The sequence below is a fragment of the Pseudomonas lini genome (assembly GCF_030812475.1).
GTDB classification, from domain to species: Bacteria; Pseudomonadota; Gammaproteobacteria; order Pseudomonadales; family Pseudomonadaceae; genus Aquipseudomonas; species Aquipseudomonas lini_A.
On sequence record NZ_JAUSSR010000001.1, the window covers coordinates 538,351 to 561,192 of the forward strand.

At 61.6% G+C, this 22,842-nt stretch carries 15 protein-coding genes; 5 read left to right on the top strand and 10 right to left on the bottom strand.

The features are described 5' to 3' along the window. Position 1 precedes the first annotated feature (1 nt). From J2W17_RS02625 to J2W17_RS02655, 7 genes are all read right to left on the bottom strand, one after another. On the bottom strand, positions 2-2,719 hold the full coding sequence (locus J2W17_RS02625) for a nitrate reductase (protein WP_307328741.1): 2,718 nt from the start codon (positions 2,717-2,719) through the stop codon (positions 2-4). After that, complete coding sequence (gene nirD, locus J2W17_RS02630; protein WP_064678880.1) at positions 2,719-3,036, bottom strand: nitrite reductase small subunit NirD; 318 nt, start codon at positions 3,034-3,036, stop codon at positions 2,719-2,721. Before nirD ends, J2W17_RS02625 begins: the two co-directional genes overlap by 1 nt. Further along, the gene (gene nirB, locus J2W17_RS02635) at positions 3,033-5,486 is read right to left on the bottom strand and encodes a nitrite reductase large subunit NirB (protein ID WP_307328745.1); all 2,454 of its coding nucleotides are present in this window, start codon (positions 5,484-5,486) and stop codon (positions 3,033-3,035) included. The genes nirD and nirB overlap by 4 nt, the downstream gene beginning before the upstream one ends. Positions 5,487-5,931: 445 nt before the next feature. Next, positions 5,932-7,602, bottom strand: coding sequence for a bifunctional protein-serine/threonine kinase/phosphatase (locus tag J2W17_RS02640; protein ID WP_307328748.1), 1,671 nt, complete (start codon positions 7,600-7,602; stop codon positions 5,932-5,934). Positions 7,603-7,609: 7 nt separating this feature from the next. After that, the gene (locus J2W17_RS02645; RefSeq protein ID WP_307328751.1) at positions 7,610-8,821 is read right to left on the bottom strand and encodes a nitrate/nitrite transporter; all 1,212 of its coding nucleotides are present in this window, start codon (positions 8,819-8,821) and stop codon (positions 7,610-7,612) included. 387 nt (positions 8,822-9,208) lie between these two features. Continuing rightward, the gene (locus tag J2W17_RS02650; protein WP_128870630.1) at positions 9,209-9,784 is read right to left on the bottom strand and encodes an ANTAR domain-containing response regulator; all 576 of its coding nucleotides are present in this window, start codon (positions 9,782-9,784) and stop codon (positions 9,209-9,211) included. Between the two features lie 15 nt (positions 9,785-9,799). After that, on the bottom strand, positions 9,800-11,011 hold the full coding sequence (locus J2W17_RS02655) for a CmpA/NrtA family ABC transporter substrate-binding protein (protein ID WP_307328757.1): 1,212 nt from the start codon (positions 11,009-11,011) through the stop codon (positions 9,800-9,802). Between the two features lie 227 nt (positions 11,012-11,238). Between J2W17_RS02655 and J2W17_RS02660 the strand changes: the two genes are divergently transcribed. Continuing rightward, positions 11,239-12,258, top strand: a complete 1,020-nt coding sequence (locus tag J2W17_RS02660) for a quinone-dependent dihydroorotate dehydrogenase (protein WP_307328760.1) — start codon at positions 11,239-11,241, stop codon at positions 12,256-12,258. A gap of 308 nt (positions 12,259-12,566) precedes the next feature. On the opposite strand, the gene rmf is transcribed toward J2W17_RS02660, so the two are convergent. Next, positions 12,567-12,782 carry a ribosome modulation factor gene (gene rmf, locus J2W17_RS02665; RefSeq protein ID WP_003223300.1) on the bottom strand — a complete coding sequence of 72 codons (216 nt, stop codon included), beginning with the start codon at positions 12,780-12,782 and terminating at the stop codon, positions 12,567-12,569. 528 nt (positions 12,783-13,310) lie between these two features. On the opposite strand from rmf, the gene rlmKL reads away from it, so the two are divergent. Further along, positions 13,311-15,581 carry a bifunctional 23S rRNA (guanine(2069)-N(7))-methyltransferase RlmK/23S rRNA (guanine(2445)-N(2))-methyltransferase RlmL gene (gene rlmKL, locus J2W17_RS02670; protein WP_307328762.1) on the top strand — a complete coding sequence of 757 codons (2,271 nt, stop codon included), beginning with the start codon at positions 13,311-13,313 and terminating at the stop codon, positions 15,579-15,581. A gap of 140 nt (positions 15,582-15,721) precedes the next feature. After that, on the top strand, positions 15,722-18,121 hold the full coding sequence (locus tag J2W17_RS02675; protein ID WP_307328765.1) for a sensor domain-containing diguanylate cyclase: 2,400 nt from the start codon (positions 15,722-15,724) through the stop codon (positions 18,119-18,121). Positions 18,122-18,258: 137 nt separating this feature from the next. Here the strand turns inward: J2W17_RS02675 and dacB are convergent, their stop codons facing one another. Beyond that, positions 18,259-19,719, bottom strand: coding sequence for a D-alanyl-D-alanine carboxypeptidase/D-alanyl-D-alanine endopeptidase (gene dacB, locus J2W17_RS02680; RefSeq protein WP_307328769.1), 1,461 nt, complete (start codon positions 19,717-19,719; stop codon positions 18,259-18,261). A gap of 231 nt (positions 19,720-19,950) precedes the next feature. Between dacB and J2W17_RS02685 the strand changes: the two genes are divergently transcribed. After that, positions 19,951-20,295: a YggL family protein gene (locus J2W17_RS02685; protein ID WP_007896965.1), complete on the top strand. Its 345-nt coding sequence runs from the start codon at positions 19,951-19,953 to the stop codon at positions 20,293-20,295. 162 nt (positions 20,296-20,457) lie between these two features. Here J2W17_RS02685 and J2W17_RS02690 read toward each other — a convergent pair whose 3' ends face one another. Continuing rightward, complete coding sequence (locus tag J2W17_RS02690; protein ID WP_307328772.1) at positions 20,458-21,648, bottom strand: benzoate/H(+) symporter BenE family transporter; 1,191 nt, start codon at positions 21,646-21,648, stop codon at positions 20,458-20,460. Between the two features lie 365 nt (positions 21,649-22,013). Here J2W17_RS02690 and J2W17_RS02695 point away from each other — a divergent pair, with 365 nt between their 5' ends. Then, positions 22,014-22,778 carry a GntR family transcriptional regulator gene (locus J2W17_RS02695; RefSeq protein ID WP_138968350.1) on the top strand — a complete coding sequence of 255 codons (765 nt, stop codon included), beginning with the start codon at positions 22,014-22,016 and terminating at the stop codon, positions 22,776-22,778. Positions 22,779-22,842: the final 64 nt, after the last annotated feature.

The following is a 22,842-nucleotide window of genomic DNA, read 5'->3' on the forward strand; positions in this document are numbered from 1 at the left end:
CTCACGAGACAACGGCAACCGGCTGCGCGGTGGCGGCCAGCAAACGCTTGATTTCCGGAACACAGGAGCCGCATTGCGTGCCGCAGCCCAATTCTTGTTTCAAACCCTGCAAGTCCAGGCCTCGACCGATGCCGGCACAGACCGCGCCTTGGCTGACGTTCATGCAGTTACACAGGGTTTTGCTGCCCGCGGCCGATGCATTGGCCTGGCCTGGTGGTGCGCTCAGCGGGGCGAGCAACCAGCGCCGCAGTTGTTCATCGGCGCGACCTTCCAGCCACAGGTTTTGCAGCCAGTGCTGGGCCAGGGTTTCGCCTGCCAGCCGAATCGCAGTGATCCGGCCGTTCTCGATCCGCACCCGTTTGCCTATGGAGCGCCGAGGATCGTCGTAGGCCAATACCGGGCCGTCGTTGAGCTCCAGGCAGCGATCGATCTCGCGCAACAGTTGCGGGTCCGGCGCAACGGCGCTGGCAGCGCGTATGAGCAACGCTGGGCGTTCCCGGCCGGCGACGCTAAGGCTCACGTAGGAAAATGCCTCGCAGAGCGGTCGTAGCGTCTCAAAGTGCTGTTGAACATTGCCCTCGATGAGGGCGAACAGCTGCCACGGCAGGTGCACAGGTTCAAGGCGCACGCCGCTGTGCTTGAGTTCCGGTTGTTTCGACAGGGGATCGAACGCCGGTTGGGTCAGCGTATTCACGCCGCCCTTGAGGAAACGGTCGCCCCAATGCATCGGCAGGAACGCCTGGCCGGGCCGCACGCTGTCATCGCTGTCGACGGGCACGATCACCGCGCCCCGGCGACTTTTCAGGCTGATCAGGTCTCCCGGTTGCAGGCGATGGCGGCGCAACTCGTCCGGGTGCAGGCTCAACACGGCTTCGCTGACGTGCCCGAACAGCTGGGCGGCGGTCCCGGTGCGGCTCATGCCGTGCCATTGGTCGCGAAGACGGCCAGTGATCAGGGTCAGGGGGAAGCGCGCATCCCGTTGTTCCTTGGCGGCGCGATACGGGTCGGCGACAAACTGCGCCCGTCCGCTGGCAGTCGGGAAAGTGCCGTCCAGGTACAGCCGCGCCGTGCCTTCGGTGGCTCCGGCAGGGAAGGGCCATTGCTGTGGGCCCAGACGGTCGATCAGCGCATGGCTGAGGCCGGACAGGTCCAGATCCCGGCCGCGAGTCAGTTGCTTGTACTCATCGAAAATCTGTGACGGGGTGTCGAATGCGAACAGACTGTCTTGCCCTGGACGCAGATGTTTTTCCAGGCGCTGTGCGAAATCCACGGTGATCGCCCAGTCGGAACGGGTCTCGCCGGGTGCGACGATTGCCTGCCGCACGTGGGAAATGCGGCGTTCGGAGTTGGTCACCGTGCCCTCTTTTTCACCCCAGCTGGCGGCCGGCAGCAGCAGATCGGCGAACGCGGCGGTCTCGGTGGTGCGGAAGGCTTCCTGCAAGACCACGAATGGACAGGCTTGCAGGGCCGCGCGCACGGCGCTCTGGTCCGGCATCGATTGCGCGGGGTTGGTGCAGGCGATCCACAGCGCCTTGATCTTGCCGCCGCGAACCTGTTCGAACAACTCGATGGCGGTCAGGCCGGTGGTATGTGGAAGCTGCTCGACACCCCAGTAAGACGCCACTTGCGCTCGGTGCTCGGCGTTGTCGGCTTCGCGATGACCTGGCAACAGGTTCGACAAGCTGCCGGTTTCGCGGCCGCCCATGGCGTTTGGCTGGCCGGTCAGCGAGAAAGGGCCGGCACCGGGGCGACCGATTTGCCCGGTGGCCAGGTGCAGGTTGATCAGTGCGCTGTTCTTCGCGCTGCCGGCGGTGGACTGGTTCAGCCCCATGCACCACAACGACAGGAAGCTCGGCGAAGTGCCGACCCATTCGGCACATTGGTGCAGTTGCTCGACGCTGATCCCGCACAGTTGCGAGACCATTTGCGGCGTGTAGTCGCGCACCAGGCTCTTCAGCTCGGGCAGGCCCTGGGTGTGCGCCTTGATGAAATCGCGGTCGATCCAGTCTTCCCACAGCAGCAAGTGCAAAATCCCATGGAACAACGCGACATCGGTCCCCGGCAGAATCGCCAGGTGCAGGTCAGCCAGATCGCAGGTGTCGGTGCGACGCGGGTCGATGACGATGACCTTCATCTGTGGCCGACGGGATTTGGCTTCTTCCAGGCGACGAAACAGGATCGGATGCGCGTAGGCCATGTTGCTGCCGACGATCATCACGCAGTCGCTCAACTCCAGGTCTTCGTAGTTGCAAGGGGGCGCGTCGGCGCCGAGGCTGCGCTTGTAGCCGACCACTGCCGAAGACATGCACAACCGTGAATTGCTATCGATGTTGTTGGTGCCCACCAGCGCGCGCGCCAGCTTGTTGAAACTGTAGTAATCCTCGGTCAGCAATTGCCCGGAGATGTAGAACGCCACGCTGTCAGGGCCGTGTTCGGCAATGGTCCCGGCGAACACGCTGGCGGCGTGATCGAGGGCGGTGTCCCAGTCGGTGCGACTGCGGGCAAGGCCTTTACCGAGGCGCAGTTCGGGGTACAACGCCCGGGCCGCCGGGTCGCCGGTCAGGTGCAGGGTCGAGCCCTTGCTGCACAGTTTGCCGAAGTTGGCCGGGTGCGCCGGATCGCCGCTGACGCCGAAGATGTGCTCGCCGTCATGCTCGATCAGCACACCGCAGCCGACCCCGCAGTAACAGCAAGTGGAGGCGGTGATCTGACGGTTCATTAGCTTGCTTCCCGCAGGGACAGCAGCACCCGGCCATTTTCGACCCGTGCCGCATGGTGGTGAGCGCAACCGATGTCCGGTGCCTGGGCTTCGCCGGTTTCCAGGTCGATCTGCCAGTTGTGCAGCGGACAGGCGACGCGTTTGCCATAGATCAAGCCTTGGGACAACGGACCGCCCTTGTGCGGGCAGCGGTCGTCGAGGGCGAACACTTCATCGTCGCTGGTACGAAAAATCGCAATGTCGCCTTTCGGGCCGGCGATGATCCGCGAGCCCAGGGCATTGATCTCTTCCAGTGCGCAGATATCCAGCCAGGTCATGCCAGCACCTCCAGGTTCTTCACGGGGATGACCTCGAACTCTTTTTTCAGCAGCGGCTGTTCCAGGCGTTCCTTCCACGGATCCTGTTCGAACGACAGGGAGAATTGCAGGCGCGCATTGAGGGCCTTGCGCCGCTCCGGGTCTTCCAGCACGGCTTTCTTGATGTGTTCCATGCCGACCCGCTGCAGGTAATGCACGGTGCGCTCGAGGTAGAAGGCTTCTTCGCGGTAGAGCTGCAGGAAGGCGCCGTTGTATTCACGCACTTCTTCGGCGGTCTTGAGCTTGACGAAAAACTCGGCAACTTCGGTCTTGATCCCGCCGTTGCCGCCGATATACATCTCCCAGCCGGAATCCACGCCGATAATTCCCACGTCCTTGATGCCGGCTTCCGAGCAATTGCGTGGGCAACCGGAGACGGCCAGCTTCACCTTGTGCGGCGACCACATGTTGAACAGGTCATGCTCCAGCTCGATCCCCAGTTGTGTGGAGTTCTGGGTGCCGAAGCGGCAGAACTCGCTGCCGACGCAGGTCTTCACGGTGCGGATGGATTTGCCGTAGGCATGGCCGGACGGCATGTCGAGGTCCTTCCAGACCCCCGGCAGGTCCTGCTTCTTGATCCCCAGCAAGTCGATGCGCTGGCCGCCGGTGACCTTGACCATTGGCACGTTGTACTTGTCGGCCACGTCGGCGATGCGCCGCAGTTCCGAAGGGTTGGTCACACCACCCCACATCCGCGGGACAACCGAGTAAGTGCCGTCTTTCTGAATGTTGGCGTGAGCGCGTTCGTTGACCAGGCGCGACTGCGGATCGTCCTTGGCTTCGCCCGGCCAGGTGGAAATCAGGTAGTAGTTGAGCGCCGGGCGGCAGGTGGCGCAGCCGTTCGGGGTGCGCCAGTTCAGGTAGCTCAGGGTGCCGGCGATGGTCAGCAGATGCTGTTCGCGGATGGCCTGGCGGATTTGCCCGTGGTTGAGGTCGCTGCAGCCGCAGATGGCTTTTTCGCTCTTGGGCTTGACGTCGGCGGCGCCGCCCACGGTGTTGATCAGGATCTGTTCCACCAGGCCGGCGCAGGAACCGCAGGAGCTGGCGGCCTTGGTGTGCTTTTTGACGTCGTCGACGCTGAACAGGCCGTGTTCCTGGATGGCCTTGACGATGGTGCCTTTGCACACGCCGTTGCAACCGCAGACTTCGGCGGTGTCGGCCATGCTCATGGCTTTGTCCTGGCCCTGGTGTCCTACATCGCCCAGCGCGTTTTCTCCAAACATCAAGTGATCGCGGATCTCGCCGATGCCGTGGTTCTCACGAATCTGCCGGAAATACCAGCCGCCGTCGGCCGTGTCGCCGTACAGGCAGGCACCGACCAGCACGTCATCCTTGATCACCAGTTTTTTGTAGACGCCGCCGATCGGGTCGGAGAGGGTGATGGTCTCGGTGCCTTCGCCGCCCATGAAGTCGCCGGCGGAAAACAGGTCGATGCCGGTGACTTTCAATTTGGTCGAGGTCACCGAGCCCTTGTAAGTGGCGAAACCCAGTTGGGCCAAGTGGTTGGCGCAGACCTTGGCTTGTTCGAACAGCGGCGCCACCAGGCCGTAGGCGGTGCCGCGATGGCTGGCGCATTCGCCGATGGCGTAGACCCGAGGGTCGTAGGTTTGCATGGTGTCGTTGACCAGAATCCCGCGGTTACAGGGGATGCCGGCTTTTTCCGCCAGTTCGGTGCTGGGGCGGATACCGGCGGCCATCACCACCAGGTCGGCGGGGATGATGTCGCCGTTCTTGAACTCCACCGAACCGACCCGGCCATTGCCGGCGTCGTGCAGGGCCTGGGTCTGTTCGCGCAGGCGAAAGTGCAGGCCACGGCCTTCAAGCGCGGTTTGCAGCAGTTCGCCGCTGGTCTTGTCCAGTTGCCGCTCCAGCAGCCATTCGCCGATGTGCACCACGGTGACGTGCATGCCACGCAGCATCAGGCCGTTAGCGGCTTCCAGGCCGAGCAGGCCACCGCCGATGACCACGGCGTGCTTGTGGGTCTTGGCGGTGTCGATCATCACCTGGGTGTCGGCAATGTCGCGGTAGCCGATCACGCCCTGCAGGGTGTTGCCCGGGATCGGCAGGATGAATGGGGTCGAACCGGTGGCGATCAGCAGGCGATCGTATTCGGCTTCGCTGCCGTCTTCGGCAATGACCCGGCGTTTGACCCGGTCGATCTGCACCACTTTGCGGTTGAGCAGCAGCTTGATGTTGTTTTCCAGGTACCAGTCCAGGTCGTTGAGCACGATCTCTTCGAACGTCTGTTCGCCGGCCAGGACCGGCGACAGCAGGATGCGGTTGTAGTTGGTATGGGGTTCGGCGCCGAAGACCGTGATGTCGTACAGCTCGTTGCTCAGCTTAAGCAGTTCTTCCAGGGTACGAACCCCGGCCATGCCGTTGCCGATCATCACCAGTTTTAGTTTTTTCATCAGGTTCTCCGGGGAGCTCAGACCCGCCTCATCAGGGCTTTGTGGTCTTGCTCGACAAATTTTGCGCAAACAAAAAAAGGCATCCCGCCAGTTGCCTGGCGAGGACGCCTTTGTCCTTGTCCCGTTCTCTCGGGTAGCGCAGCCTTCGTCGTTGAAGGTTGGGCTTTATGTCAGTTGAGAGAGGTAATGCAGTGGTTGTGCCAAGTGGCGAAAAGCAGCGGTTTCAGGGGTTTTGCACTTATTCAGCGATAGGTTGATGCACCGATTTAAGGCGAGACGCCCGGTTTTAAGGCAGAAGTGCAAGAGATCGCAGCCTCGTTCCCCTGTAGGAGCGAGCTCGCTCGCGAAGGTCGTGAACGATAACGCGTGAAACCAGATGCCCTGCGGCGCCTTCGGGTTTTTCGCGAGCAGGCTCGCTCCTACAGGGAAACCAGGTTGCGATCTTCTACCCACGAAACACCAATACCAGCAGCACCAGATTCACCACCAGCGACACCAGCGCCAATGTCCGCCAGACCTTCAACGGCTCTCGCTCCAGCAGAGGTCTGGGCCGCACGCTCAAGCTGCGCCGCTCACCCTGCTCCAGCAGCAGCAACCATTCTTCCGCCGTTTCAAAGCGCTGGTCCGGATCCGCCGCAACGGCGCGCTCCAGGCTTTGTGCGATCCATTCCGGCAGGTCGGGCCGGTAGCGGCTGGCACTGACCGGCACGCCAAATCGCGGACGCTGGAACGCTTCGATTTCGCCGTAGGGATAGTGGCCGGTGAGCAGGAAATACAAGGTCACGCCGACTGCATACAAGTCCTGTTGCGGCGTCGGTGTGCCTGCGCCAAAAGCTTCCGGCGCGATGTAGCTGGGCGTTCCGGGCAGGGTCGAGGGCTGATCTTCGGACAGGCCGGGGCAGTAGGCGAGGCCGAAGTCCAGCAGCCGCAACTCACCGTCGTCCCCCAGCAGCAGGTTCTCCGGCTTGATATCGCGATGGAGAATCTGCCGTCGGTGCAGCATCCCCACCGCCCGCAGCAGGCGTTCGGCCAGATCCAGCCATTGGGCCAAGGGCAGGGGGCCGACTTTTTCCTGCAGCTGCGCCAGGGTCGACCCCGAGTATTCACGCATCACGTAGTACAAGTGCTGACGCTGGCTGGCGGCGTGGACTTCAGGGAAGTGCCGGCCGGCGACACGTTTGAGAAACCATTCCTCCGACAGCAACGCTTGCCCGGCCAGGTGGTCGTCGCGCAACGCACCGGGCAAGGTTTTCAATAGCCAGGGCTGTTGTTGCCCGTCGCGAACCCGATAGAGCAGCGATTGCTGGCTCTGCCCGAGTATCCCTTCGACCTCCCAGCCCTCGAAGGCCTGGCCTGGTTTCAGCGCGGGCGGCAGCGGCCATTGCTGCAAATGAATCAATGCATCGCCGATACTGGTTTCACCCAAGGCATCGACCCGCACCAGCAAGGCGCTGGCGTTGTCCTGGCTGCCGGCCAGGTGCGCGGCGCTGACCAGGGTTTGCGCGGCGCTCTGCAGGTCGGGCTGGTCGCGCAGGATCGCCGCAATCGCGGTATCGCCCAGCACCGCCCAGACACCATCGCTGAGCAGCACGAAACTCTCGTTGACGCGCAATTCGCCATCGAGAAAATCCAGCACCAGGTGCTGGTCCAGCCCCAGCGCCCGTTTGAGCACATGCTGCATGCCCGGCTGATCCCAGACATGATCCTCGCTCACCCGTTGTAACGTGTCGGCGTGCCAGCGATAGACCCGGCAATCGCCGACATGGGCGAGGGTGAAGCGCCTGCCACGCATGACCAGGGCGCTGACCGTGGTGAGCAAGGGTTGCCCTCCGCCGTTGGCCTGCAACCAGCGATTTTGTGCCAGTAGCAGGCGATCCAGCGCCTGGGCGACTCCCCAGGTTTCCGGGGTGGCGTAGTAGTCCAGCGCCAGTGCCTGCAAGGTCGAGCGGGCGGCGAGGCCGCCATCGGCGCACTGGCTGACGCCGTCGGCGATGGCGAACAGATAACCCTTGCTCGCCGCCAGCGCCGGCGTTGGAGTGACCAGGCGCAGGGCGTCCTGGTTCTCGTCGCGAGGGCCGACGGCGCTCGCTTCGGCGAAACTCAATTGCAGGCTCATTCAGCCCTCATACCCGTGCAGCGGTGACGGCAGCCGAACCCCAGGTGGTTCTCCAGCGACGTTTCACCCCGTGCAGGCCAAACCAGGCAAGGACACCGAGGCTGGCGAACAACCACAGCGCCATCTGATAACTGCCGGTGCTTTGCTTGATCGCGCCCATGCCGGCCGCCAGCGCGAAACCACCGATACCACCGGCCATGCCGATCAAACCGGTCATTACGCCGATCTCCCGACGGAAGCGCTGTGGAACCAACTGGAATACTGCGCCATTACCCGCACCCAGACCGAGCATCGTGCACACGAACAGTGCCAAGGCGGCGTAGGAGCTCGGCAGATTGAAACCCACCGCCGCAATGCAGGTCGCGGCCACGGTGTACATCACCAGCAGTGTGCGAATCCCGCCGAAACGGTCGGCCAGGGCACCGCCCAACGGACGCATCAGGCTGCCACCGAACACGCAGGCCGCGGTGTAATAACCGGCGGTCACCGGGCTCAGGCCGTATTGATCGTTAAAATAGCCGGGCAGGGCGCTGGCCAGGCCGATGAAGCCGCCGAAGGTGACGCTGTAGAAGAACATGAACCACCAGCTGTCGCGGTCGCCCAAGGCCTTGAAGTAGTCGGAAACGGATTTGGCTTTCGGCCGTTCAGGGGCGTTCTTGGCCAGCCAGGCAAAGGTGATGATAGTCAGGATCAACGGAATCAGGGCGAAGCCGAACACGTTGCTCCAGCCAAACGAAGCGGCCAGGACCGGGGCGATCAGGGCTGCGAGCACAGTACCGGAGTTGCCAGCGCCGGCGATGCCCATGGCTTTGCCCTGGTGCTGCGGCGGGTACCACTGCGAGGCCAGCGGCAGCGCAACGGCGAAGGACGCGCCGGCCATGCCGAGGAACAGGCCCAGCAGCAACGCTTGTTCATAACTGTGGATCCCGTGTTTCCAGGCGACGAACAGGGCGCAGATGACGATCACCTGGCCGATCAGTCCGGCGGTCTTGGGCGACAGGCGGTCAGCCAGCAGGCCCATCACGAAGCGCAGCAGGGCCCCGGCCAGGATAGGCGTGGCGACGACCAGTCCGCGTTGCTGGGTGGTCAGTTGCAGGTCGGTGGCAATCTGCACGGCGAGCGGGCCGAGCAGGTACCAGACCATGAAGCTCAGGTCGAAATAGAGGAAGGCCGCGAACAGTGTCGGGGTATGGCCGGATTTCCAGAAGCTTGAATTCATCGCGCACCTCAGCTGTTAGTCGTCTCGAGAAGGAGTCATGAGCTTGCAAGTGGGGCGCCGCATCGGCCGCTCCACCGGCCCCGGGCTGTGGGGCCAAAACAAAAAAACGCCGCCACCCGACTCGCCAGGGGCGAATGGGGTGAGCGACGTCTTTGTCGTAGGTGGGGCAACCGCCGTTGGTTACCTGTGGTGATTACCTAGCGAGATCTGTGCCAACAAGTAACACCGAGTCGCGGCCATCGCGGGCAAGCCCAATTGTAGGAGCGAGCTTGCTCGCGAAGGTCGTTAACGATAACGCGTGTTTGCTGGTTAAATGCGGCGCTCTTTAGTCCATCGCGAGCAAGCTCGCTCCTACAGTTAAGGCGCCCTGACAGGCGCCATAAGGCTTCAGCCCAGCAACTCACTCATGGCAATGATCTGCTCCGCCACCTGAATCAGCTTCTGCTGACGGCTCATGGCCTGGCGGCGCATCAGGGTGTAGGCCTGTTCCTCGTTGCAATCCTTCATCTTCATCAGCAGACCCTTGGCCAGCTCGATGCGCTTGCGCTCGGCCAGTTGCTGGTCCCGGGCGTGCAGTTGCGCACGCAGGGCCTGGTCACTTTCGAAGCGTGCCATGGCCACGTCGAGAATCGGCTGCAGGCGTTGTGCGTGAATGCCTTCGACGATGTAGGCACTGACCCCGGACTTGATCGCCTGGCGCATCACGTCCGGGTCATGCTCGTCGGTAAACATCACGATCGGCCGCGGTTGATCGCGACTTACCAGTACTACTTGCTCCATGACATCCCGACTGGGTGACTCGGTATCGATCAGGATTACGTCCGGTCGCACCGTTTCGACGCGCGCGGGCAGGTCGATGGTCAGGCCGGATTCGTCTATGACCTCGAAGCCGGCTTCGGTCAGGGCCGCTTTCAGGCGACCGACTTTCTTCGCGGTGTCGTTGATCAGCAGGATTCGCAACATAGATGCAGTCTCCTGTCAGCGGCTGGCGGAAAGCGGTGAGCTGTCGCTCATGGCATGCAGCTTGAAACTGCGGGCATAGCCGGCAGGGTCCGAGCCGTCCCAGACCTTGCCGTCGATGAGCTGGTTGCTGCGCATCGGCGGACTCCCGGCGGCGACACCGACTGCGATGGCGGCCTCTCGATACAAGTCTAGTTGCTGCACCTGGCGGGCCACTGCGAGGTAGTCCGGATCGTCGCGCAACAAACCCCAGCGGCGGAATTGGGTCATGAACCACATGCCATCGGACAAGTACGGCAAGTTGACCTCGCCAGCGCCGTGAAAGCGCAGTGCATGGGGGTCTTGCCAGCGATTGCCGAGGCCATCGGCGTAGTCGCCCAGCAAGCGTGGTTCGATGCAATCGAGTGGCGCATCCAGGTACTGCGTTGCGCTGAGCAATTGGGCGGTGCTGCGCCGATTCTCGGTGCTGGCCTCGATGAAGCGGCTGGCCTCCAGGATCGCCATCACCAGCGCCCGCGCGGTGTTGGGGTATTGCTCGACGAAGGAGCGGGTGCAGCCGAGGACTTTTTCCGGGTGATCGGGCCAGATGGTCTGGGTCGTCGCCAGGGTAAAACCGAGATCCTGCTTCACCGCACTGGCGGACCACGGTTCGCCGACGCAAAAACCGTCGATACGGCCCGCTTGCAGGTGCGCGACCATTTGCGGCGGCGGCACCACGACGCTGTTGACGTCGTGCAACGGATGGATGCCTTGGCTGGCCAGCCAGTAATAGAGCCACATGGCGTGGGTGCCGGTCGGGAATGTCTGGGCGAAGGTAAGTTTTGGGCGACTTTGGTGCACATGCCGGTCCAGTGCTTCAGGACTGGTCACGCCCAGGGCCTGCAAGCCATGGGACAGGTTGATGCTCTGGCCGTTCTGGTTCAGGCCCATCAATACCGCCATGTCGGTGGCAGCCACGCCACCTATTCCCAGGTGAACCGCGTAAACCAAGCCGTACAAACTGTGAGCGGCGTCGAGTTCACCACTGACCAGTTTGTCCCGCAGGTTGGCCCACGACGACTGGCGCTTGAGGTTCAGCGTCAGGCCATAAGGCTGGGCGAAACCCTGGGTGGCTGCGACCACCAGCGAAGCGCAGTCGCTCAGGGCCATGAAGCCGAGGTTGATTTCGGTCTTTTCCGGGGCATCGCTGCCGTGGACCCAGGCCAGTGGGGAGGCTGGAGTTTCAATCATGGGTAAACACCTTCATAAAAAAGCGCCGTACCGACTTTGCCCAAGCAAGGCCAGGTGACGACGCCTTTGTCTTTCGACCCATTCCGCCGTTGGCATGGGTACTGATGCCAGTGGCGGTGCAAGGCATATGCCATCGCCGGCTGTTTTTGCCTTGTGCCTCGCCTGGACCCTCGATGCCCGGCTATAATCGCCGCCTCATTTCGCCGCCAATCGAGTCAAAGCCGCCCATGTACAACCTGGCCCGTCAGCTGTTGTTCCAACTTTCCCCGGAAACCTCCCACGATCTGTCCCTGGACCTGATCGGCGCGGGCGGGCGTTTGGGTCTCAACGGCTTGCTGTGCAAGGCCCCGGCGAAAATGCCGGTGACCGTCATGGGCCTGGACTTCCCCAACCCTGTTGGTCTGGCAGCCGGACTGGACAAGAATGGCGCGGCCATCGACGGATTTGCCCAACTGGGTTTCGGCTTTGTCGAAATCGGCACCATCACCCCGCGTTCGCAACCGGGCAATCCGAAGCCACGGATTTTCCGCCTGCCGGAAGCCGAAGCGATCATCAACCGCATGGGGTTCAACAACCTCGGCGTCGATCACCTGTTGGCTCGCGTGGCTGCGGCCAAGTACAAGGGCGTGCTGGGCATCAATATCGGTAAGAACTTCGATACGCCGGTCGAGCGTGCGGTCGACGACTACCTGATCTGCCTGGAGAAAGTCTACGCCCACGCCAGCTACGTGACAGTCAACGTCAGCTCGCCGAACACCCCGGGCTTGCGCAGCCTGCAGTTCGGCGACTCGCTCAAGCAGTTGCTGGCCGACCTGGCCACGCGTCGGGCGGAATTGGCCTTGCGTCACGGCAAGCACGTGCCGTTGGCGATCAAGATCGCGCCGGACATGACCGATGAAGAAACCGTCCAGGTCGCCCAAGCATTGATCGAAACGGGGATGGATGCAGTCATCGCCACCAACACCACCCTGAGCCGTGTCGGCGTCGAAGGCATGGAGTACGGTGACGAGGCGGGTGGCCTGTCCGGCGCCCCGGTTCGCGAGAAGAGCACCCACACGGTGAAAGTGCTGGCGTCGGAGCTGGGCGGTCGTTTGCCGATCATTGCCGTGGGCGGCATCACCGAAGGCAAACACGCGGCAGAGAAAATCGCGGCGGGGGCGAGCCTGGTGCAGCTGTATTCCGGCTTCATCTATAAGGGGCCGGCGTTGATTCGCGAGGCTGTCGACGCGATCGCAGCCCAGCGCTGATCCCTTGTAGGAGCCGGCTTGCCGGCGAAGGTGTGTCAGCCGATATTTGTGTATCTGACACTCCATCGCATGTAGGAGCGAGCTCGCTCGCGAAAAACTCAAGGACAACGCGTGCATCCTGAAAGAGCGCGTTATCGTTGAAGTCCATCGCCAGCAAGCTGGCTCCTGCAGGGAAGGTGTATGACAGGAGACGGCATAAAAAAGGGCTCCTCGAGGGAGCCCTTGGGCCGGAGCCCGCCGCCCGGATGGGGCGTGCGTGGTAAGGGGTTACGTAATCAGATTGTCGTGTCGGAGTGTTGTGCCCTGTGTCAGCCGACGGCGTGAAGTTCGTTGAGTCTGTGGATTCCCGCAGTGCCGGTCATACCGTCCCAGTTGTCGCCGCGTCCTTCTCGCCAGCCGTTAATCCAGGCTTGGCGTACCGACGGTAGAGTAAATGGGCAAAGCTCACGGGATTTGCCACCAACGCCATATTGATATCCGCGCAAAAATGCTCTTTCCAACGGATCACGCTTAAGTCTTCTCATAGGGTGTTGCCCTCACTTGTTGACTGTATGTATCGCGTCGACCTCAATCGAGGTCTGGCAGGAAATTCCTGCCGTTGGGGCTCGCTGCCGGCGTCGCGAGCCAAGGTGTTGACGCCGTTGCGACGTCAACCTGTGTTGAGTTCTAACCAATGCGTCACATCGAGGGAATGATCGTTTTGTCATAAGGACGTAACGATAAAGATGGTAAGGCGATAAGTAACACGATGTTTGTCCGCCGTTAATTGGCCAAACCCCGGTATGATCGGCCTTGCGCTAGATGATGGGGTTAATCCTTTGCTGAGAATCGCTCGCGTTACGCGGGGCATTATTCGACGAAGGGTCGCTTTATGACATTTTGTTGCTTCAACTTTTTTATCTATCTGTGCATCTAAGCTCTTTTGACCGGAGCAGCACGGGTGGAACGGCACACCTTCGTGCCACGCGGGCGCTCTTTTAGAAAAGCGCCTGATTGAAAACCGGGCCGGCAATGCGTTGTCGGTCCACTCAGCTAAAGGTTCTGGAATTCCCATGTCCGATCGTTTCGAACTCTTCCTCACTTGCCCCAAAGGCCTTGAAGGCCTGCTTATCGAGGAAGCCGTCGGGCTTGGCCTTGAAGAAGCGCGCGAGCACACCTCTGCCGTGCGCGGCATGGCCACCATGGAAACCGCCTATCGCCTGTGCCTGTGGTCGCGTCTGGCGAACCGGGTCCTGCTGGTGCTCAAGCGTTTCCCGATGAAGGATGCCGAAGACCTCTACCACGGTGTGCTCGATATCGAGTGGCAAGACCACATGCTCAACGACGGCACCCTGGCCGTCGAGTTCAGCGGTCACGGCTCGGGCATCGACAACACCCACTTCGGCGCGCTGAAGGTCAAGGATGCCATCGTCGACAAACTGCGGACCCCGCAGGGTGACCGTCCCTCCATCGACAAGCTCAATCCGGACCTGCGCATTCACCTGCGCCTGGATCGCGGCGAAGCGATTCTCTCCCTCGACCTCTCCGGCCACAGCCTGCACCAGCGCGGCTATCGCTTGCAGCAGGGGGCGGCGCCGTTGAAGGAAAACCTCGCGGCGGCGATCCTGATCCGTTCCGGCTGGCCACGGATCGCTGCCGAAGGCGGCGCCCTGGCTGACCCGATGTGCGGCGTCGGCACCTTCCTGGTCGAAGCCGCAATGATCGCCGCCGATATGGCGCCGAACTTGCGCCGTGAGCAGTGGGGCTTCACCGCATGGCTCGGTCACGTACCCGCGCTGTGGAAAAAACTTCACGAAGAAGCCACTGAGCGTTGCGCGGCCGGCCTGGCCAAGCCACCTCTGTGGATTCGCGGCTACGAAGCCGATCCGCGCCTGATTCAACCGGGCCGCAACAACGTCGAGCGTGCCGGCCTGAGCGAGTGGATCAAGATCTACCAAGGCGAAGTCGGCACCTTCGAGCCGCGTCCGGACCAGAACCAGAAAGGCCTGGTGATCTGCAACCCGCCGTACGGTGAACGTCTGGGAGACGAGGCGAGTTTGCTCTATCTGTACCAGAACCTCGGCGAACGTCTGCGTCAGGCTTGCCTGAACTGGGAAGCCGCGGTCTTCACCGGCGCCCCGGAGCTGGGCAAGCGCATGGGCATCCGCAGTCACAAACAATATTCGTTCTGGAACGGCGCCTTGCCGTGCAAATTGTTGCTGATCAAGGTCACCCCGGACCAGTTCGTCACCGGCGAGCGTCGCACCCCGGAACAGCGTCAGGTCGAGCGCGAGCAGGCGCAAGTAGAGGTCGCCGCCGACGATGTGGCGCCGGGCAAGTACGAGAAGTACAACAAGAACGGCAACCCGATCAAACCGGCACCGGTGGTGGTCGAGCAACCGCGCTTGAGCGAAGGCGGGCAGATGTTCGCCAACCGCCTGCAAAAAAACCTCAAGGCCCTGGGCAAATGGGTCAAGCGTGAAGGCATCGACTGCTACCGCGTCTATGACGCCGACATGCCGGAATACTCCATGGCCATCGACTTGTATCAGGATTGGGTCCACGTCCAGGAATACGCCGCGCCCAAATCCATCGATCCGGAAAAAGCCTCGGCGCGCATGTTCGATGCACTCGCGGCCATCCCCCAGGCGTTGAACATCGACAAGAGCCGCGTGGTGGTCAAGCGTCGCGAGCGTCAGAGCGGCACCAAGCAGTACGAGCGGCAAGCGGCCCAGGGCAAGTTCGTCGAGGTCAACGAGGGTGGCGTGAAGCTGCTGGTCAACCTCACCGACTACCTCGACACCGGGCTGTTCCTCGACCACCGGCCGATGCGCATGCGCATTCAGAAAGAGGCGGCCGGCAAGCGCTTCCTCAACCTGTATTGCTACACCGCGACCGCCAGTGTCCATGCGGCCAAGGGCGGTGCGCGCAGCACCACCAGCGTCGATTTGTCGAAAACCTACCTGGACTGGGCGCGGCGCAACCTGTCGCTCAATGGCTTCTCCGACAAGAACCGGCTGGAGCAGGGCGACGTGATGGCCTGGCTCGACGCCTGCCGTGACGAGTACGACCTGATCTTCATCGATCCGCCGACCTTTTCCAACTCCAAGCGCATGGAAGGCATCTTCGATGTGCAGCGGGACCAGGTGCAACTGATCGATCTGGCCATGGCGCGGCTGGCACCGGGCGGGGTGTTGTACTTCTCCAATAACTTCCGCAAGTTCAGCCTGGAAGAGAACCTTACCGAGCGTTACGCGGTCGAGGAAATCACCGCCCAGACCATTGATCCGGATTTCGCCCGTAATGGCAAGATCCACCGCGCCTGGAAAATAACGGCTCGTTGACGCTTTAAATAATTGGATCCACAGAGCCTTGATTTTTAAAGGCTCTTGGATTCCTGCAATACTGGTGAAATTAGTGGCTAATAGCTATAACTCAAGATAGCCAATGGGCTTTCCCGCACCTGGCGTTTTGAGTTGCGTCTATGTCGTTGAACGCCGTGCGCCCGAAGATCCTCGGGTTTATCAGTGAAGACGTCTCGGCCTGGATGGTCGCGCTACTGGTGTTGCTGGCCGGCGGTATTCTCACGAGTTTACTTGCCTGGTCGACGCTCAATCTGTTTCACCAACAATTGCGGCAACGTTTCCAACTGCTGGCCAGCGAACGTTACAGCCGTATCGAAGAACGTTTCGAAGATCAGGAGCAGCGCCTCGATGGCGTGCGCCGGTTCTTTGCCAATTCCATCTCGGTATCCCGGCAGGAATTCGACGGCTACACCCAACCGTTGCTGCATCGAACCCAGGCGTACTCGTTCGCTCGGCGGGTGAGCCATGCCGAGCGGCCGGAATTCGAACGTCAGATGCGCGAAGAAGGGCTGGCAGATTTCACCATCCGTGAACTGATGCCCAACGGACAGCTGCAATTGGCGGCTGAACGGGATGAGTACGTACCGGTCCTCTTCAGTCAGACCCACAGTACCTTCGGCTCGCCATTGGGCTATGACTTGCTGGCCCAACCGTTGCGCCGCTCCGCGCTTGAGCGAGCGGACGCGTCGGGTGGCATGGCAGTGTCGCAGCCGCTGCATCTGATCGATACCGCACCGTCAGATGCCCGTGGTGTGCTGTTGGTGGCGCCGGTCATGTCGCGCAACGGTCCGGGCGCGGCTGCGGCAAAACCCTATGGCTATGTGATGGCGGTCATCAGCATGCGCCAATTGCTGGCGGACGGGTTGCCTGAGGCAGACCGTGATTATCTTTCGGTGCGTATCCTCGACTTATCCACTGGCGATCAGCACGAAGTGCTGTTCGAATCTCTCAATACGCCTGCTACCAGCGAATTATCGGCGTCCCGGTTGCTGCGAATGGCCGACCGCGACTATCAAGTCGACATACTGCCCAGCGAGGCGTTTCTAAACGCCAACCATTCCTCGGTGACCAGTCTGGTGGTGCTGGGGGGGCTGCTCAGTGTGTTGCTCAGTGCCTTGCTTTACGTGCTGGTCAGTCAGCGTCAGCGGGCGTTGAAAATGGTCCAACAGCGCACGCATGAATTGCACGCCCGTGAACAGGAACTGCGCGGTACCCATGGCCAGTTGCGCAGTGTGCTGGACGCCGCGACCCAGGTGGCGATCATCGCCACCGACTTGCGGGGCGTCATCAGCACGTTCAATGCCGGAGCACAGCAAATGCTCGGCTACACCAGTGCGCAAGCGGTCGGCCATATGACCCTGGAAAACCTGCACCTGCCCCGCGAACTCATCGCGCGCTCGGCGGAGTTGAGCGCGCGTTATGGCAAGCCGATCCCGACCTGCCACGCGATGCTGGTCGCGGGCGGTGAAGAGGGCGGTCACGAGGCGCGGGAATGGACGCTGCTGCGCAGCGACGGCAGCCATCTGACGGTGAACATGCTGGCCACTCCGGTGCTCGATGAGCAAGGCTTGTGGGTCGGCCACCTGGCAATCTGTATCGACATCACCGAGCGCAAACGGGTGCACGAGGCCCTGGCGGCCCGGGATCTGTTGCTGAAGAAACTCAGCGCCCATGTGCCCGGCGGCATCTATCAGATCAAGATGGAGTTCGATGGGCGCTTCAGTGTGATCTATGCCAGCGACGGTATCCGTGAGATCTATGAGCTGGAACCCGAGGTGTTGCTGTTCAATGCCGAAGCGATGTTCACCCGGATTCATCCCCAGGACACGACCCGGGTCCGCGCCTCGATCCGGGCGTCGGCAGACAACCTCAGCCCGTGGCGCGAAGAGTACCGCGTGCAACTGCCCCAGCGTGGCCTGCGCTGGGTGCGTGGCGAGGCGACCCCGGAGGAATTGCCCGGCGGCGGTGTGCTCTGGCATGGCTACATCTCGGACATTACCGACCTGAAACGGGTCGAGGAAGAGCTGCGGGCGCTGTCGGTCACGGACTCCCTGACCGGGATCCACAATCGCCGCTATTTCCAGGAGCGCCTGACCACCGAAATGGCCCGGGTCGAGCGCGGTGGCGGTGAACTGTCGGTGATCATGCTCGATATCGACCATTTCAAGCGGATTAATGACCAGTATGGTCACGCGGTGGGCGATCGGGTGTTGCAGGCAGTCTGCGAACGCATCGGCCATCGGCTGCGTCGCTCTGATGTGTTCTGCCGCCTGGGAGGCGAGGAGTTCATGGTGCTTTGCCCCGGTATCGACGGCAAACAGGCCCATGTATTGGCGGTGGAGTTGTGGCAAGGGTTGCGCAACTCACCGATCGACGACGTCGGAATCGTCACCGCGAGTTTTGGCATCGCCAGTTGGCGGGTCGGGGAGGGTGCGGACGAGATGCTGCTGCGGGCGGATTCCGGTGTGTATGCGGCGAAGCAGGCGGGTAGGGATCGGGTTGAGAGCGAGATGGACTAAAGCGATACGCAATACCCCTTGTAGGAGCGAGCTTGCTCGCGAAGGACGTCAACGATAACGCGTGCTGTCTGAATGAGCGCGTTGTCTGGACGTTTTTCGCGAGCAAGCTCGCTCCTACAGGGGATCTGTGGCGTTTGTTACAACACCGAAGCCGTTTCCGGCAATTTCGGCTGGCGATACAGGTCCAGAAGCACCTGGTCCAGCACCGAGGAAGCACCAAACGGTGCCTTGTCATTGAGGATCGCCACCACCGCCCAGGTATTGCCGTTGATGTCGCGGCTGTAGCCGGAGATCGCCCGTACCGTGTTCAGTGTGCCGGTCTTGACGTGGGCCTCACCGCGCATCGCGGTGGTTTTCAGGCGCTTGCGCATCGTACCGTCGGTGCCGGCAATCGGCATCGAGCTGATGAACTCGGCGGAATACGGGCTGCGCCATGCGGCTTGCAACATTGCCGCCATCTCCCGCGCGCTCACACGTTCTGCACGGGACAGGCCGGAACCGTTCTCCATCACCAGGTGCGGCGCGGTGATGCCTTTCCTGGCCAGCCACTGACGCACGACACGTTGGGCCGCCTTGGCGTCGTCTCCATCGGCGTCAGTGCGGAATTTCTGGCCCAGGCTCAGGAACAGCTGCTGGGCCATGGTGTTGTTACTGTATTTGTTGATGTCGCGGATGATTTCCGCCAGGTCCGGCGAGAAGGCGCGGGCCAGGACCTTGGCGTTTTTCGGCGTTGCCGCCAGCACATCCTTGCCCTGGATGCTGCCACCCAACTCCTTCCAGATCGCCCGCACTGCACCGGCGGTGTAGGTTGCGTGGTCGAGCAGCGACAGGTAAGTCTGGGAGCTGCAGCCTTCGCCCAGCTGGCCGCCGACGGTCACGGTCACACTGCCGTCGGCCTGGGTGACCGGGTTGTACCGTACGCCCCCGGTGCATTGCTTGGAATTGATCGCCTTGACCTGGTTTTCGATGCGAATGCTGGCGATCGGCGGCTCCACCGACACCAGTACCCGGCCATTGTCGTTGCGCGCGACAAAACGCAGGGCCTTGAGGTTGACCAGCAGCGAGTCGGGCTTGACCAGGAACGGCTTGTTGTCGTCATTGCCGTCGTCGTTGAACTCGGGCAGTTGCGGCTGCATGAAGAAGTTGCGGTCCAGCACCAGGTCGCCGGTGACTTGCGTCACGCCATTGGCGCGCAGGTCGCGCATCAGCAACCAGAGTTTTTCCATGTTCAGCTTGGGATCGCCGCCACCCTTGAGGTAGAGGTTGCCGTTGAGAATGCCACCGCTGAGGGTGCCGTCGGTATAGAACTCGGTTTTCCACTGATGGTTCGGGCCGAGCATTTCCAGGGCCGCGTAAGTGGTGACCAGCTTCATGGTCGAGGCCGGATTGACCGAGACGTCAGCATTGTAAATGGTCGGGGTGCCGGGGCCGTTGAGCGGGATCATCACCAGCGACAGGGCGCTGTTGGGCATCTTGCTGGCCTTGATGGCCTTTTCGACGTTGGGTGACAGGCCGGTGTTGATCGGCGCGGCGGAGACGGAGAAGGCCAGGGGAATCAGTAAACCGGCCAGCAACAATGGGCGCAAAGACTTGATCATGTGCAATAAAACCCTACAGCCGAGGGGAAAAAGACGAGGGCATGAAAATGAATTCCCTCAGTGGTCATAAAAGTGTCGGCATTATGCCCCAAGGTGTAGCGGCTTGTGCCGTGCCCTGTCTTGCAAATCCGCTTTTTTTACCGACGGTAGGCGTGGCGCCGCGGAGAGACGGGCAATCGGCGGCTTAAACTGCTAAAGTGCCGCCCGTTATTACTTATGAGGATTGTTCCAATGGCGACTAACCGTTCCCAGCGTCTGCGCAAAAAACTGTGCGTCGATGAATTTCAAGAGCTGGGTTTCGAGCTGAACCTGGATTTCAAAGAAGATTTGGCTGATGAAGCCATTGATGCTTTCCTCGATGCGTTCCTCAAAGAAGCCATGGAGGCCAACGGCCTGGGCTACGTGGGCGGCGACGACTTCGGTCTGGTTTGCCTGCAGAAGCGTGGTTCGGTGTCCGAAGAGCAGCGTGCCGCTGTCGAAGCCTGGCTCAAGGGCCGCAGCGAACTGACGGAAGCGACCGTCAGCCCGCTGATCGACGTCTGGTACCCGGAAAAGCCGATCAATCCGGTAGCTTGATGTCATGGCTTGATGTCATAAAAGAAGCGGCGACCCTCGGGTCGCCGTTTTTTTATGCCTGCTTTTTTTGTAGGAGCGAGGCTTGCCCGCGAAGAACGATAATGCGGTTCAACTGATAAACCGCACCGTCTGCTTCGCGGGCAAGCCTCGCTCCTACAAGTATCAGGCTTTACGCCAGTTCAGAATCACCAGCGTCAACACCCCCGCCACAATCCCCCAGAATGCCGAGCCGATGGAAAACAGCGTCAGTCCCGACGCCGTGACCATGAAGGTGATCAGCGCCGCTTCACGCTCCTTCACTTCGTTCATGGCAATGCTCAGGCCATTGATGATCGAGCCGAACAGCGCCAGCGCGGCAATCGACAGCACCAGCTCTTTAGGCAGCGCGGCAAACAGCGCCGCCAACGTCGCGCCGAACACCCCGGCGATCCCGTAGAAAATCCCGCACCAGACCGCGGCCGTGTAGCGTTTGTTGCGATCCTCATGGGCATGGGGCCCGGTGCAGATCGCCGCGCTGATGGCCGCCAGGTTGATTCCGTGGGAGCCAAAAGGTGCCAGCAGCAACGAGGCAATGCCGGTGGTGGTGATCAGTGGCGAGGCCGGCACCGTGTAACCGTCTGCGCGCAACACGGCGATGCCCGGCATGTTCTGCGACGTCATCGCCACCACGAACAGCGGGATGCCGATGCTGATGGTCGCGGCCAGGGAGAAGTGCGGGGTGGTCCAGACCGGCGTCGCCAGTTCCAGATGGAAGCCGCTGAAATCCAGCAACCCCATCAAGCCCGACAGCGCCGTGCCGATCAGCAATGCCGCCAGCACCGCATAACGCGGGGACAGGCGCTTGACCAGCAGATAAGTGAAGAACATTCCCAGCACCAGGGCGGTGCGATGTTGCGCGGCGACAAAGATTTCGCTGCCGATCTTGAACAGGATCCCGGCCAGCAAGGCTGCGGCTAATGAGGCCGGGATCTTTTTCACCAGGCGCTCGAAGCTGCCGGTCAAGCCACAAGCCGTCACCAGCACCGCGCAGGTGATGTAGGCGCCGATGGCTTCGCCGTAGCTCACGCCGCCCAGGCTGGTGATCAGCAAGGCCGCGCCGGGGGTCGACCAGGCGATGGTGATGGGCGTGCGATAACGCAGCGACAGGCCGATCGAGCACACCGCCATGCCAATCGAGATCGCCCAGATCCACGATGAAATCTGCCCGCTGCTCAGGCCCGCCGCCTGCCCGGCCTGGAACATCAGCACCAGGGAGCTGGTGTAGCCGGTCATCATCGCGATGAAGCCAGCGACGATGGCCGAGGGAGAGGTGTCGGCCAGGGGGCGGAGCTGCGTGTGCGTGGCGTCGGTCATGACAGCGGTGTTCCTTATACGTACGAAAATATCCGCAACACCGCAATCCCCTGTAGGAGCGAGCTTGCTCGCGATGGACGTTAACGATAACGCGTGTTTACCGGTTAAACGCGGCGCTCTTTCGTCCATCGCGAGCAAGCTCGCTCCTACAGGGGATCGTGTAAACCACGGATTCTGCGATCAAGCCTAAACTCAAACGTATTGGACCGTTGCAATACAGCAAAGGCGACAAACAGCCGTACAGTCGTGTTGCCACTGGCCATTGTGTACAATTACAGTGTTTTTTACGCGATACTTGCCATTGATCCACTGTGCCGTATTACAGTCACGGTCAATTCGCCGCCGTTCTACCGACTCGAGTGCCCATGAACGAACAGTTGCAGCCCCTAAAGAAACAACCGCGCGCAGGCAAAGCCGGGCGCAGCGGTACCCAGGACGATATTGTCTACGCGCATATCTTCGAGGCCATCCTCGAACAGCGTCTGGCGCCCGGCACCAAGTTGAGCGAAGAAGCGCTGGGGGAAATTTTCGGGGTCAGTCGCACCATCATCCGCCGTGCGCTGTCGCGCCTGGCCCATGAAGGTGTCGTGCTGCTGCGTCCGAACCGCGGCGCAGTCGTTGCCAGCCCGAGTGTGGAAGAAGCCCGCCAGGTGTTCCTGGCCCGGCGCCTGGTGGAGCGCGCGATCACTGAACTGGCCGTGCAGCACGCCACGGCCGAAGAGATCGCCGAATTGCGCCAGATGGTGGACGACGAGCGCGACAGCTTCTCCCGTGGCGATCGGGGTGCCGGTATCCGTCTGTCGGGCGAGTTTCATCTGAAGTTGGCCGAAGCGGCGAAGAATGCCCCCTTGATCAGCTTCCAGCGCAGTCTGGTGTCGCAGACTTCGCTGATCATTGCCCAGTACGAAAGCGGCAACCGTTCCCACTGCTCCTACGACGAACACACCCAGCTGATCAATGCCATCGAAGCACGCAACGCCGAGCTGGCGGTGGACTTGATGATGCATCACATGAATCACATCGACAGCAAGCTCAACCTTGACGAGGAAAGTGCGTCGGATGACCTGCATGCGGTGTTCTCGCATTTGTTGCAGACCAAGAAGCCGGGGCGGCCTGTGGCCAAACTGTAGGAGCGAGCTTGCTCGCGATGGGCTTGAGGACGCCACGGGGTGTCAGGCTTCACGCGTAATCGTT

Coding starts and splice junctions, on each gene's coding strand:
- J2W17_RS02675 (WP_307328765.1), top strand. CDS start 15,722: ATGTCGTTGAACGCCGTGCGCCCGAAGATCCTCGGGTTTATCAGTGAA.
- J2W17_RS02645 (WP_307328751.1), bottom strand. CDS start 8,821: ATGAATTCAAGCTTCTGGAAATCCGGCCATACCCCGACACTGTTCGCG.
- J2W17_RS02625 (WP_307328741.1), bottom strand. CDS start 2,719: ATGAACCGTCAGATCACCGCCTCCACTTGCTGTTACTGCGGGGTCGGC.
- rlmKL (WP_307328762.1), top strand. CDS start 13,311: ATGTCCGATCGTTTCGAACTCTTCCTCACTTGCCCCAAAGGCCTTGAA.
- rmf (WP_003223300.1), bottom strand. CDS start 12,782: ATGAGAAGACTTAAGCGTGATCCGTTGGAAAGAGCATTTTTGCGCGGA.
- J2W17_RS02650 (WP_128870630.1), bottom strand. CDS start 9,784: ATGTTGCGAATCCTGCTGATCAACGACACCGCGAAGAAAGTCGGTCGC.
- nirB (WP_307328745.1), bottom strand. CDS start 5,486: ATGAAAAAACTAAAACTGGTGATGATCGGCAACGGCATGGCCGGGGTT.
- J2W17_RS02690 (WP_307328772.1), bottom strand. CDS start 21,648: ATGACCGACGCCACGCACACGCAGCTCCGCCCCCTGGCCGACACCTCT.
- J2W17_RS02685 (WP_007896965.1), top strand. CDS start 19,951: ATGGCGACTAACCGTTCCCAGCGTCTGCGCAAAAAACTGTGCGTCGAT.
- J2W17_RS02660 (WP_307328760.1), top strand. CDS start 11,239: ATGTACAACCTGGCCCGTCAGCTGTTGTTCCAACTTTCCCCGGAAACC.
- nirD (WP_064678880.1), bottom strand. CDS start 3,036: ATGACCTGGCTGGATATCTGCGCACTGGAAGAGATCAATGCCCTGGGC.
- J2W17_RS02695 (WP_138968350.1), top strand. CDS start 22,014: ATGAACGAACAGTTGCAGCCCCTAAAGAAACAACCGCGCGCAGGCAAA.
- J2W17_RS02640 (WP_307328748.1), bottom strand. CDS start 7,602: ATGAGCCTGCAATTGAGTTTCGCCGAAGCGAGCGCCGTCGGCCCTCGC.
- J2W17_RS02655 (WP_307328757.1), bottom strand. CDS start 11,011: ATGATTGAAACTCCAGCCTCCCCACTGGCCTGGGTCCACGGCAGCGAT.
- dacB (WP_307328769.1), bottom strand. CDS start 19,719: ATGATCAAGTCTTTGCGCCCATTGTTGCTGGCCGGTTTACTGATTCCC.